The sequence below is a fragment of the Thermomicrobiales bacterium genome (assembly GCA_023954495.1).
Lineage (GTDB): Bacteria > Chloroflexota > Chloroflexia > Thermomicrobiales > CFX8 > JAMLIA01.
The window spans coordinates 1-18,486 of the sequence record JAMLIA010000002.1 but is presented as its reverse complement, the minus strand read 5'-3'; the positions used below and the strand labels follow the sequence as shown (position 1 = coordinate 18,486).

Here is an 18,486-nt window from a genome sequence, read left to right as displayed (position 1 = left end):
TCAAGGAAGAATACGGCAGCTATCCGCGACCGCGCAATTGCGGCATCCGCTCCGGGCGGTGCTGATGAGCCAGATCTGGCGTGCCATTCGGCGACGCTCCGCGCGTCCTCCACAAGGTGGTCGTCAGTACGGCCATGATCGCGGCGACCGGTGCCAGCACGACGACGAAGCGCGGCGATGCCGACGGGTCATCGTTTCTCCACATCACAGCACCCATCGCTGCGACCGAGGCCATCATCAGCGCGAGCCAGCAGGTCAGGCCGGCAGCGACGCGCGCTGCGAGGGCGCTGTGACGCAGCAGACCGACGCCGGTGGCCAGCGCAGCCGGAATGACGAACGCGAGATCCATCGTCTTGACCATCCAGAACAGTCCCGGCGCTTCGAGGTATTCGGTTGTCCTCGTGCCGCCGATCACATCGGCGATCGCCGTGATCCACGCCAGACCGAGCAGCGCGCTCACGCCGATCAGCAGTCCAGCGGCAAGCACCTGGACGCGCCGTGAGGGCAGCGCCGGTGTGCTGAGTTGCGACCACGACAAGGTGGAGACGAGCAGGCCGAGCATGACGATGGCGTAGAAGAGCACGAAGTAGCGCTCACTGTTTCCGGGATACCGCTCGTACTCCGAGCCGACCATGTACTGGAAATGGATGTAGACCGCGTATGCGGCTGGGCCGAACGTCAGCGAGGAAGCTAGCGGGTGACCTCGCCACCAGAGCAGACCGCCGAGGACCGCGAGAGGCGCAACGAGCAGCAGCGAGATGGCATCCGCGCCGACGACCTGGTTCTCGACATTGGCCGAGACGTGCTGCCGGATCTTTCCCAGCCAGAGCGGTCCGAGGAGCGCGACTGCGGCAATACCAATACCGAGTGCCATCGATGCAAGACCGGCCAGTCGGTCGGTGCGCATGTCCAACTCCCTACGAGGCAGTGCGTAGATCTGCCCCACAGTGAGCATGCGCCTTATTAGTCGCAATGGTGGCTACAGCGAAGCCTGATTCGTATCAGGACCGTGTCAAATTTTGGTGGGGCACCGTCACCTAACGCACCAAACCCGATTCGACAACAAAAGCGGACCGGCCAGTGATCCGTGAGTGGATCCCTGGCCGGTCGCATGTGTCTTCGCTCCTACGCTACCAGAGGCGCAAGCGCGTGATGACGATCGTGCCCAGCTTCAGTGGCAGTTGCGGATTTGCTGCGATGTCGTCACCCGGCTGGTTGTCGTAGATGACAACACCGGTCGACAGGTTCCAGATCTTGACCCGCAACTTGTCCGGACCATCGCTAGCGCCAAACCAGAACCCGAATCCGCTACGCCCATTGAGCGTGCCTCTGCCGGAGACGTAGCCGACATCAGGCGTCAGGACCAGCCAATCGAAGGTGCTGGACCGGAAGTGGAATGGGGACTCGAAGCGCGCAGAACCGCCGAGCTCATATTCAAAGTAGCCGGTCGGTACCGTGGCACCGCGTGGATACCAGATGTTAAAGCGGAACTCGCCAGCCATCGATGTCGGCCGCTCGGTCCAGGCACCAGTCGGCGACATGAACTTACCGGCACCAAGCAGTGTTCCGGCCGCCGGATCAACGCTAATCAGATACTGGAACGTGGAGGATCCCGAGCCGCCGTCGTCGTCAGTGACCGTCACAACAATCGTGAACAGCCCGGCAGACGTGTAGACGTGGCTACCGGTCGCCAGATTGCCACCAGCAGTGCCCGTCGTGACCGAGCCGTCGCCCCAGTTCCAGCTCGACGTGTGCGTGTCGTCGATACCGGGATCAGTGAATGGCGCACTTGCATACACAAGGCTGCCGACGAAGACCGGTCCGGTTGGAGCAGTAATCGCGCCGACCGTCGGCGGCACGTTGAGGACAGTCACGGTGGTGTTGTACGTTGAAACACCGCCGTCTTTGTCCTGAATCCGACCACCGACACTGAGCACCGCATTATCAGTCGTCGGACAGACACGGTTTGCGGTCACGGAGTACGCGCTATAGCCGCCGCCGGTCGCGCAGTCGAACGAGTAGGTAAACCCGGTCGTCGTGTCCGCCACCGAAACGTCTGCTGGATTCGTCAGTGAGACCGTGAACGGATCACCCTCATTCAATGTCGTCGGTGCAGCCGAAATTGAGGCTGTCGGTGCGACATTGACGACATTCAGCTGGAACGTCACTGTGCCGGTGCTGCCCTTGTTGTCCGTGCCGGTGATCGTCACGACCTGGCTATCTGATGGCCCATCGTCCGGCGTGAACGACCAGATCCACATGTTGCCGGAAATCCCTGTGACGCTGCCAACCGACGCGGTGAACGTTACGGGGTCAATGTCGGCATCGGACCAGGTCCCTGCATTCCCTGCCGAGCTGCCTTCATTGGTCGTGACAGATGACGAGTTCACCGTGAGTATCGGTGCTGCGTTGCCAGCCTGGATTGCACCGAGCAGATCCAGCCGTGGAGTCGTCTGCATAGTGGTCGGATTCGCCGTATCGATTGCATACGTGATCGGAACGCCAGTGGATTTCATGTATTCGAGCAGCGTCGCGACACTGGCCGTCGGATAGACCTGGCGCAAAACTGCGAACGCACCGACGACGTGTGGCGTGGCCATCGAAGTGCCACTCATATTGCCCCAGGCATCATCCGGGACAGAGGAATCGACGCCGCTACCCGGAGCAAAGATATCGAGCAACGGGCCACGATTGCTGAAACCCGACACTGTGTCGGCGTCAGTCGTTGAGCCAACGGTGATCGCCGTCGAGATACATCCCGGTGTGCCCACTGCATCAATATAGCCTTCATTGCCAGCTGCAATAACGGTGGCAATTCCAACCGCAAGCAGCGCGTCAATGGCCGTCTTCCGCGCATCAGTGTCGCAAGACGTGGTGTTCATTCCGCTGCCCAGGCTCATGTTCACAGCGGCAATCGTTCGCGATGCAGACAGCGCTAGCACTCGCTGCAGGCCGAGGATCTGATCCGATGAATAGGTCTTGACGCACGGGGCCGAATTCGGATCATCCGGATCGCACTCGGCAACGGTGTTGTGACGGGTAAAGACCTGAATTGCAATGATGTTCGCGCCGGGTGCTACACCATTCCCCGGTGCGCCACTCACGCCAGCGCCATTACCGGCGGCGATCCCGGCGACGTGGGTGCCGTGGTCACAGATGTTCGTCGCGCCGTCAAGGCATTGCGCTGTGTTGGCATCAGCAGCACCGCTGCCCGTCTGGGCGTCGTTACCGTCCGGACATAATGAGACGCCCGTCCCTGCGCCGCCAGCGCGCGAATAGCAGGCTTCCTCGACGACACGCCCACCAAAGAAGGGATGGTTTGCATCAATCCCAGTATCGAGAATGGCAACCGTCTGCCCAGCACCGGTCCAGCCGAACGACTGAACGTCGTCCCCATTGATCACGGGAATTGTTGACGCGAGGCCCGGATCCTGGGGGACATCCTCAGTAATGGACACCACGTCAGCGGATCGCGCCAGTGTCGTTAGCGCATCCGGGCCAGCAGTCAGTGCCAACAACGGGAACAGTTCATAGCGAACGCGCAGCGTCGCATCCTGTCCATCGAGAGCATCAAGCACCGATTGCTGCGCCGCAACTGAAGTCAGCGTGGCAATGACCAGCAGCGGTCCTTCGCTATTTGCTTTGGCGATGAGCGCAGCGTCAGGACCGCTGATGGCCACATCGCCCGCGGAAGCAGCGAGCGGCGTCAGCAGCGAAAAAAGAAGCAACGCCGGGAGAACATACGGAAGAATCAACCTTCTCATCGAACTACCCCCACAATTCGAGTGCGCACAGTGAGATTGGGTAGGGTCTTCACTTCGTGGTTGGATAGATGGCGCTTATGGGCGACCTCCCTGATGGGTTGTTCGCCAACCAGTTGGCGAATCCTGCGTATTCTCCTGTACCGCCAGGACCAACGGCGAAGATGCGAGCTGCTGCAGAGCCGACTCGTCTACGATCAGCACCATCTGCGGCAGCACATTCATCCGCGTGACAACCTCGACCTGCCCCCCAGACAGTGAGGCGACCAGCTCGTCCTGCGCATTCGCGATGGCGACACGTTGTGCATCAATCGCCGCCTGTCCACTCAACTGCGATTCCGGCTGAAACGGGACACTCAGCGTGACGATGACCATGACCGTCCCCTCGGCCTGCACGTGCTTCCAGAGTGCATCGTCGATGACGACCGGAGATGCAACCGGCGACGGCGTCATCGGTGCGGGTGATGGAGTCGCTGGTGACGCGGCGGCACGTGGAGTTTGCGTTGGCACGCCGTCAGCAGACGGTGATGCGTCCTCCGCACCCCCGCATGCGGCCGTGCCGATCAGCAAGACAATCCCTGCGCCAAGTAGCAGCACACCTCGTGGCATTCGCTGGCCGAACATCATCGAATCCATCCAGAAGCCTTCACAACTTTGCACATCAATGCGTAGGGTCGGCTCTCGAACATGCAAAGAACTGACTTCTCAATCTCGCGTCTAGGCCGCCTACTATCACCGTGACTACGCAATCTGTCAATATGACATTGCACTCTGAATCGTTGCGCAAATCTTGTGAATGGTAGGCACCATATGCGTTCTGGTCTCACCCAGGAGCGCGAAATGCTGCAGAACTACGCCAACGCGGTTGGGCGACCACAATTGCCTGTGTGCGGCGCGCGAGCGCGTCTATCGTCATCCGAGATTCGCCCCGGATCGGGGAACTATAGAGCGATTGGTGTGTTACAGATAGTGGTAGCTCCGGAAGCCAGATGAGTCTGTGTGCGACGGCATCCAACGTGCTGCAAACTCCATGCAGGGTCTTCGACTCCGAGTTCCGAAACGGACGAACGCATACTGAGAGGATATCCATGTTCTTTCAACGCAAGAAGGCGACTATGATCTCGCGTGCCGAGGCGCTGCCGGGCCACGATAAGCCTCAATACGCCATCCCACCACGCCACGATGTTCTTGGCTCTCCGCTCCAGCCACCTTTCCCGGATGGCTTCGAGGTTGCGCACTTCGGGCTGGGCTGCTTCTGGGGTGCGGAGCGGCTGTTCTGGCAGCTTGATGGCGTCTACTCGACCGCGTCCGGATATGCTGGCGGATACAGTCCGAATCCGACCTACGAAGAGGTGTGCAGCGGACGAACCGGCCACGCGGAGGTCGTCCAGGTGGTGTACAACCCGCAGGCCATCTCCTACGAAGACCTGCTGCGCGTCTTCTTCGAGGCGCATGATCCAACGCAGGGCTTGCGGCAGGGCAACGATATCGGCTCGCAGTATCGATCGGCGATCTACGCCCACGGCGACGAGCAGAAGCGAACCGCCGAGCGTGTGCGCAGCGCATACAATACCGAGCTTGTGCGATCCGGCTATCAGGCGATCACGACTGAAGTCGAGGTGGCGGGCCCGTTCTACTATGCCGAGGGGTACCATCAGCAGTACCTGCACAAGGTGCCGAATGGCTATTGTGGTCTGGCCGGCACCGGTGTCACCTGCCCGCTGCCGACAGCTGTCGACGCGGTCGCTGACTGATCTTCGGGCAGAGTGTAAAGGAAACGAGGAACCAGGCGGCATGCCAACACGTGACGAGAAGTTTGAGGCGTTCAAGGCGCTGCACGAACGACCCGGCGCGTTCGTCATCCCGAACCCGTGGGATGCCGGGAGCGCGCGCATATTGACTGCGCTCGGGTTTGAAGCACTTGCGACAACGAGCGCCGGTTATGCGTTCTCGGTTGGCCGCACGGACGACGTCGAATCGATCACCCGCGACGGCGTGCTGGCGAACGCTCGCGATATCGTAGAGGCGACCGACCTGCCCGTTTCAGCCGACATGCTGGATCTGTTCGGCGGCACGCCAGAATCATGCACAGAGACGATTCGGCTGGCTGCGGCGACCGGGCTCGTCGGCGGGTCGATCGAGGACGCAACCGGCAATGAAGCCGACCCGATCTACCCGTTCGAAACGGCCGTCGAGCGGGTTGCGGCGGCAGTCGAAGCAGCCAAGCAGAGTCGGTTCTTCCTGACCGCTCGTGCGGAGAACTTCCTGCACGGTCGGCCGGATCTGGACGACACAATCCGGCGGCTACGCGCGTTCGCCGATCTGGGCGCGGATGTGGTCTACGCGCCGGGACTGCCGAGCCTGGAAGCGATCCGCGAGGTCTGCGCATCGGTGCCCTGCCCGGTGAACGTCGTCATGGGCCTCAGCGGCCCAACCTGGACAGTGGAGCAACTCGCCGAAGTGGGTGTGACACGCATCAGCGTCGGTGGCTCGATGGCGCGCTCCGCGCTCGGTGAGTTCATCAGATCGGCCCGTGAAGTGCTCGAACAGGGGACGTTCACCTACGCTTCGCGAGCGTTACCCCACACCGAGGCGTTATCGTATATGAGACGAGGCTGAGTCAGAATCGCGCAAGCGATGAATTGGAGGAGCACATGGCAGACGTCGAGTTGAAGGACATTCCAACCACTGATGATGAGTGGCGCGAAAAGCTATCACCACAGCAGTTCAACGTCTTGCGCCAGGCCGGCACCGAAGCGCCGTTTACCGGCGAGTACGTCGAGGTGTTCGATGACGGCACCTATCGGTGCGCCGCGTGCGGCAATCTGCTGTTCAACAGCGACGCGAAGTTCCACTCCAGCTGTGGCTGGCCGAGCTTCGCCGAGACAGTCACGCCGGACGCGGTCGAGTACCTCGAAGATCGCTCGTTCGGCAGAATCCGCACCGAAGTGCGTTGCGGCCGCTGCCACTCACACCTCGGCCACGTCTTCGATGACGGGCCAGCCGAGCTTGGCGGCCAGCGCTACTGCATGAACAGCGTCGCGCTCGACTTCAATCGCGGTGCATCCGGCGACTAACCGCGTCGGTTTGCAGATAACTCAATCGCGCAGAGCGCGGCACCCATTACTGGGTGCCGCGCTCTGTGTCTCCGGTGTTGGTGCCTGTTCAGGTCACGGTCGCCGCCGACATCTTCGTAGGGACTTGTCATCGCCGGACTCCAACGCCCAAGATTCACTCGGGCCCTGGCGACGCCCGTACCGGATGACGGCGGCTTTGATGAATCTTGGCGGCGGCGCGCCGGCTGAAGTACTCATTACGATCGGCGAAACAAGGACGCATCGCACACGGCGAACGGGGCACTTTCGTGCCCCGCCCCCATGCAAGACTCATTCGATCAAACGACGATCGCGTCGCTCTCGGACTGCTTCACCAGTGCGTTGAATGGCGCGATGTCTGTCTTCAGGACATCGTTGAGTCGAGCGAGCAGCGCATCGGTGCGCTTCGCGAGGTCCGCGAACAGGTCGCGCGTCTGGTCGGTCGGCTTGCCTTCGGCACCGTTGATGCCGGCGATCAGCGCCGCCAGCTTGGCGTTGAGCATGACCGGGAAGTTGAGCGTGTCCTGACCAGCCTTGGCCCGCCACTGGATCAGCCCGTCTTCCACCTCACGCAGCTTGGACTTCAGCTCGTCGGCTGCCTTAGTCACCTCGTCCTTGTTGAGCTGATCGGACCAGGCGTCAATCTGCTTACGAACGCGCCGCAGCGTGTTTACCCCTTCGTGGAGTTCCGAGAGCTTGGCATGCACCTGCTTGGCGAGCTCGTAACCAGCCTCGTACTCTTCCTGCGTCGAGCCAGTGCGCGGGTCGGGCAGGATCTCGAACGGCTGGCTGAGGGTGCTGCTACCGATCTTCAGGTTAACCGTGTAGTCACCCGGTGGCACCTTCGGCCCATTCAGCCCGCGTGCGAAGCCCATCGACCCAGTGTCGTCCGGCACCTCCGTCGCGTTTGGCAGCCGGAAGTTCCAGACGAAGCGGTTACCGCCAACCGCGGCCGGCAAGACCTGCGGCTTGCTCAGGCCGGGCTTGTCCTTGTAGTCCGCCTCGTTGATCTCCGCGCTGGAGAACGAGCGCAACTCGTTGCCGGCGCTGTCCTTGATCGTAAGGGAGATCGGATCCTTCGGCTTGGCCGTCAGATAATAGTGGAAGACAACACCGTCAGGCGGGTTGTCTCCCGCATCGAGCGAGATCGACTTCGTCTTACCCTCAGCGGTTGTGACCTGCTCTGCGCTCATCGCGACACCGCCAGCCGACTGATAGTTGCGACCCGGTACGGCACCACCGCCGAAGCCCGGCGCAGACGCCCAGCGACGCGTTGGCTGTGGCTGGTAGAGGATTGTGCCGTTCTGCTGCACATCTCCGCGTGCCAATTGCCGCAGCGGCGTGATGTCGTCGAGAATCCAGAAGCTTCGACCGTGGGTAGCGACGACGAGATCGTTGTCCTTGATGATCAGGTCGTGGATCGGCACGACCGGCAGATTCAGCTGCAGCGGCTGCCAGTTGCTACCATCATCGAACGAGACATACAGTCCGCGCTCGGTTCCAGCAAACAGAAGGCCGCGCACTTCCAGGTCCTCGCGGATCACCCGGGTGAAGTCGTGCTCCGGAATGCCGTTCGTGATCAGTGTCCAGCTCTCGCCGTAATCGCTGGTCTTGAACAGGTACGGCGTCTCATCGGCCGACTTGTATCGCGTCGCAGCGACGTAGCAGGCGGCGGCGTCGTGAGGGGACGGCTCGACGATTGAGATCAGGCTCCACTCCGGTAGCAGGTTCGGACCGGGTGTGACGTTCTGCCAGGTCTTGCCGTTGTCGCGGCTCAGGTAGATGAGACCGTCATCCGATCCGGTCCAGATGACACCGGCCTCGACCGGCGACTCGGCGATAGCGAAGACGGTCGCGTATGTCTCCGCACCAGTATTGTCCTTTGTGATTGGGCCACCCGACGCGACCATCGTCTCAGGATCGGCGCGGGTCAGATCATCGCTGATCTTCTCCCAGCTCTTGCCCTCGTTGGTCGTTCGGAAGACGTGGTTGCCACCGGTATAGAGGACATTCGGATCGTGCGGCGAGAAGACGGTCGGCGAGGTCCAGTTGAAGCGGAACTGCATTTCTGATGTCGGCGAACCGAGCGTCATCTCTGGCCAGACTGACACTGCCCGCGCCAGCCGTGAGCTGGCATCGAAGCGCGTGAGCAGACCGCCGTACGAGCCGGCGTAGATGATGTTGTGGTCATCCGGCTTGACGGCGATGTAGCCCGATTCGCCACCGCCAACCGTATACCACTCGGTCATGCCGATGAAGCCGCTGACAGAGCGACTCGGCACACTCATGGTCGTGTTGTCCTGCTGGGCTCCATAGACACGATACGGGATCTGATTGTCAGCAACGACGTGATAGAACTCGGCGGTCGCCTGATTGAAGATGGTCGACCACCCCTGTCCGCCGGAGAAACTCACCTCTGCGCCTCCGTCGTCACCGAGGATCATGCGCTGATTGTCCTGCGGGTCGATCCACAGATCGTGGGTATCGCCGTGCTGGACGGAGATCTCGCTGAATGACTTCCCGGCATCGATCGACTTCCAGAAGCTCACGTTCAGAACATAGACCGTGTCGGCATTCTGCGGGTCGGCAATGATGTGATGGTAGTACCAGGCACGCGTGCGCAGGTTGCGGTCTTCGCTGCCCTTCGTCCAGGTCGTGCCGTAGTCGTCGGAGCGATAGAGTGCGCCCTGTTCATGCTCGACGATCGCGTAGACGCGACCCGGCTGGGCGGGAGAGGCAGAAATGCCGATCTTGCCGTAAATCCCCTCCTTGGGCAGGCCCGGTCGACGGGAGATGTCCTCCCACGTGTCGCCACCATCGGTTGAGCGCCAGATGCCGGAATCCTCACCGCCACTTGAGAGGAAATGCGGACCGCGCCCGGCCTCCCAGATCGTCGCATAGAGAATTCGTGGATTGTTGGGGTCCATCGAAATGTCGACGGCACCAGACTTGTCGCTCTTGAACAGCACCTTGGTCCAGGTCGCGCCACCGTCGGTGGAGCGGAAGACGCCGCGTTCCTCGTTCGGCCCCCAGACATGGCCGAGCGCCGCGACATAGACGATATCGGGATTGGAAGGATGGATCTGGATTTCGCCGATGTTGCGCGTTTCAGCCAGCCCCATCTGCTGCCAGGTGCGGCCGCCGTCGGTGGACTTGTAGACGCCGTCGCCGCGCGAGACATTACCGCGAATACTGGTCTCGCCCATGCCGGCGAAAACCACGTTCGGGTCACTCTGCGACACCGCCAGTGCGCCGACCGAGGCGTACTGGAAGAAGCCGTCAGAGACATTCCGCCAGCTCTTCCCGCCGTCCCTCGTCTTCCAGACACCACCGCCGGTGGAGCCAAAGTAGAAGACGTTGCGGTCGTGCGCGTCGCCCGCGACGGCGACGACGCGCCCGCCACGATGCGGCCCAATGTTGCGGTACTCCAGTGAACCGTACAGCTTCGGATCGATTGTTGGGCTGCTCATCTCACTCCCCTGTCTTTGCAGTCCGAGGTCCTGGGCTATGACGGCAATTCTTGTCGAGCGATGCGGAAAGAGCAAATACATCGGCCCGGTCGCGCGGGCTCATGGGGACGCGAGATCGCGCTGTTCGCTATGAACCCGGTCGATGCAACACCACCACATACGGGAATCTTTGACCGCCCAACCCAGTATCATTCACCATCCTCACATCATGAATGTTGACTGGCATCACACGGAAGGCGACGCGATGCATGTCTACCTGGAGACTGACCGACTGATCCTGCGCAGGTTTACGGAAGACGATCTGGATCTGCTGGTTCAGCTCGATAGCGATCCGGTAGTGATGCGCTACATCAGCGGTGGGCCGGCGACACCCCGAGAAGCAATCGAGCAGGTGATTCTGCCGGCATGGCTGCGGCACTACGAGCGTGGCAATGATCTCGGCTTCTGGGCGGCGATCGAGAAGGACACTGGCGACTTCCTCGGCTGGTTCCACTTTCGAGCGACCGACGAAGATGATGTTGTCGAACTCGGCTACCGCTTGCGGCAGAGCGCTTGGGGGAAGGGTTACGCAACCGAGGGATCACAAGCGTTGATCGATCGTGGCTTTCGCGATCTCGGTATTCAGCGCGTCGTTGCCAGCACATACCAGGACAACGCCGGTTCACGGCGCGTCATGGAGAAGGTCGGCATGACGCTCGCGCGGACCTACCGGATGACACCCGAGGAATTGTCTGAGGACGGCATCTACGACATGGCGACATCTGTCGCGGCATTCCCCGGTGAGGACGTTGAGTACGCTCTCGACCGCACCGAATGGGAGCGCCGTCGCGCAAGCAGTTAGCAAGCCCTCACTCCAGCGCAGGTCAGGATGAAAGTTCAGTTAGTTTGTCCCGCAGTCAACGGCTGCGGGACTGTAACTCCTTCAACGGTGAACAGCATGTGTGCGGGAATGAGACGTCGACCTCGCTCACTCGGGTCCAACTGTGGAAACGGGCGCTCTTGCGCACGTCTTTGCACGCCCGCCCGCATCGCCGCCGTGCTCGTGCCACAGGCAGACGCGTTCCTCCGAGGTGTGTTCGCTCCGCCGATGACACATGTAGTCGCAATAGGTGCCGATTCCGGGGTGGGAACTGAAACCTGTAGATCGTATCCGCCCGCGTACCCGTGGAGGTGCCTGTGTTTGCCGAACCCGCCAGCCACAACGATCCCCATCTGATTGAGAACGAAGCTCGCTATCGCGCGGTCATCGAGAACGCGTCGGACATGGTTCAGAGCGTCCTGCCGGATGGCCGCTTTGAGTTCGTCAATCCATCCTGGTTGAACAAGCTCGGCTACACCGTCGAAGAAGTCGACGATCTCATCATCTGGGACGTCATCCATCCCTCCTCGCTCGAACATTGCCAAACGATGTTTGCCAAGGTGATGGAAGGCAACGCCATGACGGACGTTGACGTCGTATTCAAAACGAAGAGCGGCGATCCGGTACCAGCCGAGGGTAGCGTCACGATCCGCGAGGTGGACGGCGAAATCGTCGCAACCCACGCATTCTTCCGCGACATCACCGAGCGCATTCGTGCGCAGGAGCTTGAGGTTCGCAACCTGGAGCTTGAGCGCGAGAGCATGGCGCGCTACCTGGAGAAGATGGCCGCGCTCGGCAAGCTCGCCGCCGGACTCGCGCACGAGCTGAACAAGCCGGCAGCGGCCGTCCGCCGCGCCAACTCCGGCCTGGACGAGGGCATCACCTCGCGCGACGCCGCCCTGGTCGATCTCGTAGCGCAGGGCCTCTCGGCCGACGCGTGGCAATTGCTGGCAAGTCTGGCGTCTGGACAGCAACGGTCAGCGACCAGCGACGATCACGACGACCCGCTCGCTGTGAGTGCCCGCGAAGAAGAGATGGAAAACTGGCTGGCCGACCAGGGCGTGACCGACTGCTGGAATCTTGCTCCCGAGCTGGTCTCTGCCGGTATCACCTGCACTCAACTTGAATCTGTGGCAACGCGGGTGCCGTCCGGAACACTCGGCCCTGCGCTGAAGTGCGTGTCTTCTTCTATTGCGCTGCGCGACGCAGCAGATGTCATTGATCGCGGCACGCAGCGCATCTCCGATCTGGTCAACGCGATCAAGGCGTACTCCTACATGGATCGCGGCCTGGATCAGGTCGCTGACGTCCACGAAGGGATCGAGAACACATTGATCATCCTCGCGCATCGATTGCGCGATGTGACGATCCGTCGCGAGTTCGATCGCAACCTGCCGCCGATTCGGACGGTTGGCAGCGGCCTGAATCAGGTCTGGACCAACATCCTCGACAATGCCATTGACGCGACCGATGGCCACGGGGTCGTTTCGATCCGCACCTACCTCGATGAGGAGCAAGTCGCGATCGAAATCGCAGACAACGGACCGGGCATACCTCCGGAGCACCTGACCCGCATTTTCGAGCCGTTCTTCACCACGAAAACACAGGGCAACGGCATTGGCCTTGGGTTGGAGTCCGTCTGGCACATCGTGACCGACGAGCATCACGGCACGATCGAGGTTGAGTCCGAGCCCGGCAAGACCGTGTTCCGCGTGCGTCTTCCGTTCAGTCCCGCATCCCAGTAGCACGGAAGAGGCAGGGAAATTCCACACAGAGGGAGCAGAGTGCTGAGATGAAGAAGCCAATTATCCTGACCGTTGACGACGATCGTGAGGTCCTGAGGACAATCGCGTCCGACCTGCGGCGCAAGTACGGTGCGCGGTTCCGCGTGATCCCGGTTGATTCTGGTGAGCGGGCACTGGCGCTGTTGCGCGAAGTCAAGCTCTCCAACGACCCGGTCGCGCTCATGCTGGTCGATCAACGCATGCCGGGAATGACCGGTGTCGAGCTGCTTGCCGAGGCGAGCCCACTCTTTCCCGACGCGCGCCGCGTCCTGCTCACCGCCTACGCAGACACCGAAGTGGCCATCAGGGCGATCAACGAGGTGCAGTTGCACCACTACCTCCTGAAGCCCTGGGACCCGCCGGAGCAGAACCTCTATCCAGTGATTGATGATGTGCTCGAAGACTGGGAAGCGACCTACTTCCCACCGTTCGAGGGCATTCGGCTGATCGGCCATCGCTGGTCGGCCGCTGCGTACGACACACGCTCGTATCTCTCCCGCAACCTGATCCCCTACCAGTGGCTGGATGTCGAGCGCGACAACGAAGCTGTCGCGCTGCTGGCGCAGGCCGGCGTCGACAGCACGGCACTACCAGTACTAGTCTTCGCTGATGGCAGTGTGCTGGTGCAGCCGGCGATCCATGACATCGCCGAGAAGATTGGCTCGCGTGTGCGAGCCGACCTGCCGTTCTACGATCTGATCATCGTCGGAGGCGGGCCAGCCGGGCTCGCCGCAGCTGTCTACGGCGCATCCGAAGGTCTGCAGACGCTGGTGATTGAACGCGAAGCACCGGGCGGACAGGCCGGCACCAGCTCGCGCATCGAGAACTACCTCGGGTTTCCGTCCGGCCTGAGCGGGGCGGATCTAGCGCGACGCGCTGTCGCCCAAGCGCAACGACTCGGGGCCGAATTCCTGTCGAGTGAAGTCAAGTCTGTCTGTACCAACGACAACTATCGGATCGTCGATCTCGTAGATGGCACACAATTGAGCTGTTCAGCGCTTGTCGTCGCAACGGGTGTGCAGTACCGATTGCTGGATGTCCCGGGAATCGATCGGCTCACCGGCGCAGGTGTCTACTACGGCGGCGCGCTCTCCGAGGCCGTCAGCCTGAAGGGCGAGGACGTCTTCATCGCTGGTGGTGCGAACTCCGCTGGGCAGGCGGCGGTCCACTTCTCCAAGTACGCGCGGACGGTCACGATGGTTGTGCGCGGGAGAGACCTCGCCAGCGGTATGTCGCAATACCTCGTTGATCAGATCGATCAGATTGAGAACATCCACGTTACGCTACGGTCGAACGTGATCGAAGCGCTTGGCGACAACCACCTTGAGGCGCTCACCATCCGCCACGACGATACTGGCGAAGTCGAGACGGTTCCGGCGCAGGGACTCTGCATCTTCATCGGTGCAAAGCCATACACCGACTGGATCGCCGACCTGGTGGCCGTAGATCCGCAGGGCTACGTGGCCACCGGTGCGGACATCGAACGGATGCGCACCATCCCGACACCGTGGCCAGTCCGCCGTCAGCCGTTCTGGCTGGAGACGAGCGTGCCGGGGATCTTTGTCGCCGGAGACGTGCGCCATCGGTCAATCAAGCGGATCGCCTCGGCGACCGGCGAGGGTGCCATGGCGATTCATTTCGTTCATCAGTATCTCGGCGGCATCTAGCGGCGAGCCACTGGCGATCGCTGCCCATCGCTAGCAGATGTAACGAAACTGCGACGATCGCGCTCCGCAGCATGATGCGCCTGTAACAGGACACGACCTAGCCTGTGCGCAGAGGATCGATGCTCAGTGCCAACTTAGGCTCTGCGTCGATACCGGTGCGTACCAGGAGGTCACCGATGCGCATCCTTGTCGCATATGCCAGCAAACATGGGGCAACTGCCGGGATCGCCGATCGAATCGGCATGGAACTGCGTTGTGCCGGATCTGATGTTGACGTGCTCCCGATCGACGAAGTCGGCGCAGTCGAGCAATACGACGCCTATGTCATCGGCAGCGCTGTCTACGTTGGTTCGTGGATGAAACTGGGGCTTAAGTTCGTCCAGCAACATGCCCCAGTACTCTCTGCACGGCCGTTGTGGCTGTTCAGCAGCGGCCCGCTCGGGAGTGGCACGACCGATGACGAGGGTAACGACCTGCGCGAGACGACCAGACCGAAGCAGCACGCTGAGCTCGAAGCGTTGCTCCGTCCGCGTGAGCACCGCATCTTCTTCGGTGCCCTCGACCGCTCAGGATTCGGCCTCAGCGAACGCCTGATCGCCGCGATGCCCGGCAGTGACAAACTCCTGCCTGAAGGCGACTTCCGCGATTGGGCGGACATCGAAGCTTGGGCGCAAGACATTGCCGCTGCGCTGGAGGTTGTGCCGACGATGTAGCGTCCCAGGACACAGATGTGCCGCTCAACCGCGATGCGAGCGAGCGGCGCGTCTGTGCAACCAGAGTCTTCAATCACGATGATCAGCCTGCCGTAGCAGCCGTCTCTACACGCAGCGTCTCCAGAGCTGTCGCCCAGCGCAGGAGCGCATCGAGCATCGTCGTCGCGGCACCTTCAGTCACGTCGTTCGGGTGCAGTTCGCCGTCCTTCATGAATTGCGCGACGAACGAGAGATTCACCATCTCAGCCAGCGGCACCATCTTCAATACGCTGACAATCTGCTTGAGGATCGCAACCGAGCGCGTGCCGCCCGAGACACCACCGTAGCTAACGAAGCTGACCGGCTTGTAAGCCCACTCGGCGTTGAGATAGTCGATGGCGTTGATCAGCGGGGCCGGCGGAGCGTGGTTGTACTCCGGCGTCACGAAGACGAACGCATCGGAGGCTTCGACCTTTGCGCTCCAGTCCTTCGTGTGCTGCCTGGTGTACTGGCGCAAGCGCGGGTGCGCCGGTTCGTCCAGAAGCGGCAGGTTGATTTCGGCGAGGTCGGCAACCTCAACATCGAACCCGCCATGCGCCTCCGCCTGGACCGTAAACCACTGGCCAATAGGCAGGCCGATACGCCCCGGCCGGGTACTACCAATGACAACAAGCAACCGCGGTCGGCTCCCGCCGATTGAGCTTCCGTTATCCGTCATGCGTGACGTCCTCCCATGTGCAAACGACAAGAAAGCCGGGTCCCTCGTACCGGCTACGGGTGAAGACGCCATTTGCGTGCCAACTATTCCCGAAGACGAGCAGGATGCTTCTGTGGCCCGGAGATCTCATTGTCAGCAGGCGGGAATCAATTGGCGCTGCCCGGGATGGATCATGAGCAGACGACTGGACTGCACCCCTGAAACCACGCAGAACATGCGCGGACTGAAACTGACCTGTGACACCTTAGCACGGAGTCCAGACGCGGTCGCCAACGCGAATCTCTCGCGCTGCGAGATATCCGGCACCGCATCGCCAGCCTATACTCCCCGGAACGAACTGAGGTGGTCACGAGAGGGATGGGAATGAATCGCAATCTGCTCGATGGGCTGGAGTGGCGCAGCATCGGACCGACGCGCGGTGGGCGCGTCGTTGCGGTCGCTGGCCATCCAACCAGTCCGGCGACGTTCTACTTCGGCTCGACTGGCGGCGGCATCTGGAAGTCGGACGACGGCGGCCAGTACTGGAAGAACATCTCCGACGGCTACTTCAAGCGTGCGTCGGTTGGCGCGATGGCCGTGTCGGAGTCTGATCCAAACGTGATCTACGTCGGCATGGGCGAGTCGACGATTCGCGGCAACGTCTCGCACGGCGACGGCGTCTACAAATCAACCGATGGCGGCGTGACCTGGCAGCACTGCGGGCTGGAGCGAACGCTCAACATCGGCAAGGTGCGGATTCACCCAACGAACCCTGACCTGGTGTACGTCGCTGCTTTCGGCCATGCTCACGGGCCAAACCCGGAGCGCGGCCTCTATCGCTCGAAGGACGGCGGAAAGACCTGGGACAACGTCCTGTTCGTCTCCGACCGCGCCGGAGTGAACGACGTCTCGCTCGATCCCTCGAACCCGCGCATCATTTTCGCCGGGTCGTGGGAGGCGGACCGCGGTCCACACTACCTGTCTTCCGGCGGCCCCGGCTCGCGGCTGTTCCGCTCCATCGACGGTGGCGACAACTGGGAGGACCTGTCAGATCGACCGGGCATGCCGTCCGGCATCAAGGGCAAGATCGGCGTTTCCGTCTCACCACAGCCGGGACGCATCTACGCGATGGTCGAGCACGAGGACGGTGGCGTCTTCCGCTCCGACGACAACGGCGAGACCTGGGAGCGCGTCAGCGACGATCGCAACCTGCGGCAGCGCGCCTGGTACTACTCGCACGTCGTCGCCGATCCGGGCGATGCCGATACCGTCTGGGTGCTGAACGTCGAGATGTGGCGGTCAGTCGATGCCGGCAAAACATTCCAGACCGTGCCGGCCCCGCACGGTGACAACCACGATCTGTGGATCGACCCGCACAACACGGACCGTATGATTTTGGGGAACGATGGCGGCGGGACGGTCAGCTTCAATAACGGCGTCTCGTGGTCGACGCTCTACAATCAGCCGACCGGCGAGTTCTATCACACGATCACCGACTCCCGATCGCCGTACCGGATCTATGGCGCGCAGCAGGACAACACGACAATGTCGCTGCCCAGTCGCTCGAATTACGACGCGATCACAGTTCTCGACTGGTACGAGATCGGCGGTGGCGAGTCAGGTTACATCGCGATCCGGCCCGACAACCCGGACGTCATCTACGCTGGTTCGTTCCAGGGCTTCCTGACCCGTTACGACCACGGTCGCGGTCAACTGCGCAACATCAGCGTCTGGCCAGAGAACTTCCTCGGCAATGCCGCAGCGGACATGAAATACCGCTTCAACTGGACCTCGCCAACAATTCTCTCCGTCCACAACCCGGACATCCTCATGACCGGCGCGAACGTTATCTTTCGCTCGGCGGATGAGGGCCAGTCCTGGGACGTCATCTCCGACGACCTGACTCGCGGAGACCCCGAAACGCTCGGCCCCTCCGGCGGCCCGATCACCAAGGACAACACCGGTGCTGAGGTCTACGGGACCGTCTTCACCATCGCCGAATCGCCAGTGACCGAAGGGGTGATCTGGTCCGGCTCGGACGACGGCCTCGTCTATGTCACCCGCGACAACGCCAGAACATGGGAGGCTGTCCAGCCGGAGGGCCTGCCGGACTGGTCGCTCTGCTCGTTGATCGACGCGAGCCCGCACGACGACCAGACTGCCTGGCTGGCCGCGACGCGCTACAAGCTGGACGATTTCGCCCCATACCTCTTCCGCACGACGGACGGCGGCAAGACCTGGACGAAGATTACCAACGGCATTCCGCTGGATGACTTCACCCGCGTCGTCCGCGAGGACCCGAAGCGACCCAACATGCTGTATGCCGGAACCGAGACGGGCATCTACGTGTCGTGGGACGCCGGTGATTCGTGGCATCGGCTGGGTGGCAACTTCCCGGTCGTGCCGGTCCACGACCTCATCATCAAGGGCGACGAGCTGGTCGTGGGCACCCACGGGCGCT

13 protein-coding genes are annotated in these 18,486 nt (G+C 61.8%); 8 read left to right on the top strand and 5 right to left on the bottom strand.

Annotated elements, in window-relative coordinates; genetic code table 11:
* Nucleotides 1–19 precede the first annotated feature (19 nt).
* The 3 genes from M9890_00515 to M9890_00505 form a co-directional block, all read right to left on the bottom strand.
* Nucleotides 20–907: a hypothetical protein gene (locus M9890_00515; protein ID MCO5175453.1), complete on the bottom strand. Its 888-nt coding sequence runs from the start codon at nucleotides 905–907 to the stop codon at nucleotides 20–22.
* Between the two features lie 223 nt (nucleotides 908–1,130).
* On the bottom strand, nucleotides 1,131–3,764 hold the full coding sequence (locus M9890_00510) for a S8 family serine peptidase (GenBank protein ID MCO5175452.1): 2,634 nt from the start codon (nucleotides 3,762–3,764) through the stop codon (nucleotides 1,131–1,133).
* Nucleotides 3,765–3,839: 75 nt separating this feature from the next.
* On the bottom strand, nucleotides 3,840–4,385 hold the full coding sequence (locus M9890_00505) for a hypothetical protein (protein ID MCO5175451.1): 546 nt from the start codon (nucleotides 4,383–4,385) through the stop codon (nucleotides 3,840–3,842).
* 464 nt (nucleotides 4,386–4,849) lie between these two features.
* Here M9890_00505 and msrA point away from each other — a divergent pair, with 464 nt between their 5' ends.
* Genes msrA through msrB form a run of 3 tightly spaced genes read left to right on the top strand, consistent with a single transcriptional unit; the run spans nucleotide 4,850 to nucleotide 6,838 of the window.
* The gene (msrA, locus tag M9890_00500; protein ID MCO5175450.1) at nucleotides 4,850–5,515 is read left to right on the top strand and encodes a peptide-methionine (S)-S-oxide reductase MsrA; all 666 of its coding nucleotides are present in this window, start codon (nucleotides 4,850–4,852) and stop codon (nucleotides 5,513–5,515) included.
* A gap of 40 nt (nucleotides 5,516–5,555) precedes the next feature.
* Nucleotides 5,556–6,380 (top strand): isocitrate lyase/phosphoenolpyruvate mutase family protein, encoded by an 825-nt coding sequence (locus tag M9890_00495; protein ID MCO5175449.1) that lies wholly within the window; start codon nucleotides 5,556–5,558, stop codon nucleotides 6,378–6,380.
* 35 nt (nucleotides 6,381–6,415) lie between these two features.
* Entirely contained in the window at nucleotides 6,416–6,838 is a 423-nt protein-coding gene (gene msrB / locus M9890_00490) for a peptide-methionine (R)-S-oxide reductase MsrB (GenBank protein MCO5175448.1), read from the top strand.
* A 317-nt stretch (nucleotides 6,839–7,155) separates the two neighbouring features.
* Here msrB and M9890_00485 read toward each other — a convergent pair whose 3' ends face one another.
* Nucleotides 7,156–10,326 carry a glycosyl hydrolase gene (locus M9890_00485; GenBank protein MCO5175447.1) on the bottom strand — a complete coding sequence of 1,057 codons (3,171 nt, stop codon included), beginning with the start codon at nucleotides 10,324–10,326 and terminating at the stop codon, nucleotides 7,156–7,158.
* Nucleotides 10,327–10,570: 244 nt separating this feature from the next.
* On the opposite strand from M9890_00485, the gene M9890_00480 reads away from it, so the two are divergent.
* From M9890_00480 to M9890_00465, 4 genes are all read left to right on the top strand, one after another.
* Nucleotides 10,571–11,167 (top strand): GNAT family N-acetyltransferase, encoded by a 597-nt coding sequence (locus M9890_00480; GenBank protein MCO5175446.1) that lies wholly within the window; start codon nucleotides 10,571–10,573, stop codon nucleotides 11,165–11,167.
* Nucleotides 11,168–11,502: 335 nt separating this feature from the next.
* Nucleotides 11,503–12,930, top strand: a complete 1,428-nt coding sequence (locus tag M9890_00475; protein ID MCO5175445.1) for an ATP-binding protein — start codon at nucleotides 11,503–11,505, stop codon at nucleotides 12,928–12,930.
* Nucleotides 12,931–12,977: 47 nt separating this feature from the next.
* Entirely contained in the window at nucleotides 12,978–14,636 is a 1,659-nt protein-coding gene (locus M9890_00470) for an FAD-dependent oxidoreductase (protein ID MCO5175444.1), read from the top strand.
* A 176-nt stretch (nucleotides 14,637–14,812) separates the two neighbouring features.
* Nucleotides 14,813–15,349: a hypothetical protein gene (locus M9890_00465; protein MCO5175443.1), complete on the top strand. Its 537-nt coding sequence runs from the start codon at nucleotides 14,813–14,815 to the stop codon at nucleotides 15,347–15,349.
* 82 nt (nucleotides 15,350–15,431) lie between these two features.
* Here M9890_00465 and M9890_00460 read toward each other — a convergent pair whose 3' ends face one another.
* Nucleotides 15,432–16,046: an NAD(P)H-dependent oxidoreductase gene (locus tag M9890_00460; protein MCO5175442.1), complete on the bottom strand. Its 615-nt coding sequence runs from the start codon at nucleotides 16,044–16,046 to the stop codon at nucleotides 15,432–15,434.
* Nucleotides 16,047–16,409: 363 nt separating this feature from the next.
* On the opposite strand from M9890_00460, the gene M9890_00455 reads away from it, so the two are divergent.
* Nucleotides 16,410–18,486 (top strand): glycosyl hydrolase (locus tag M9890_00455; protein ID MCO5175441.1); only part of this gene is annotated, 2,077 nt, incomplete at its 3' end.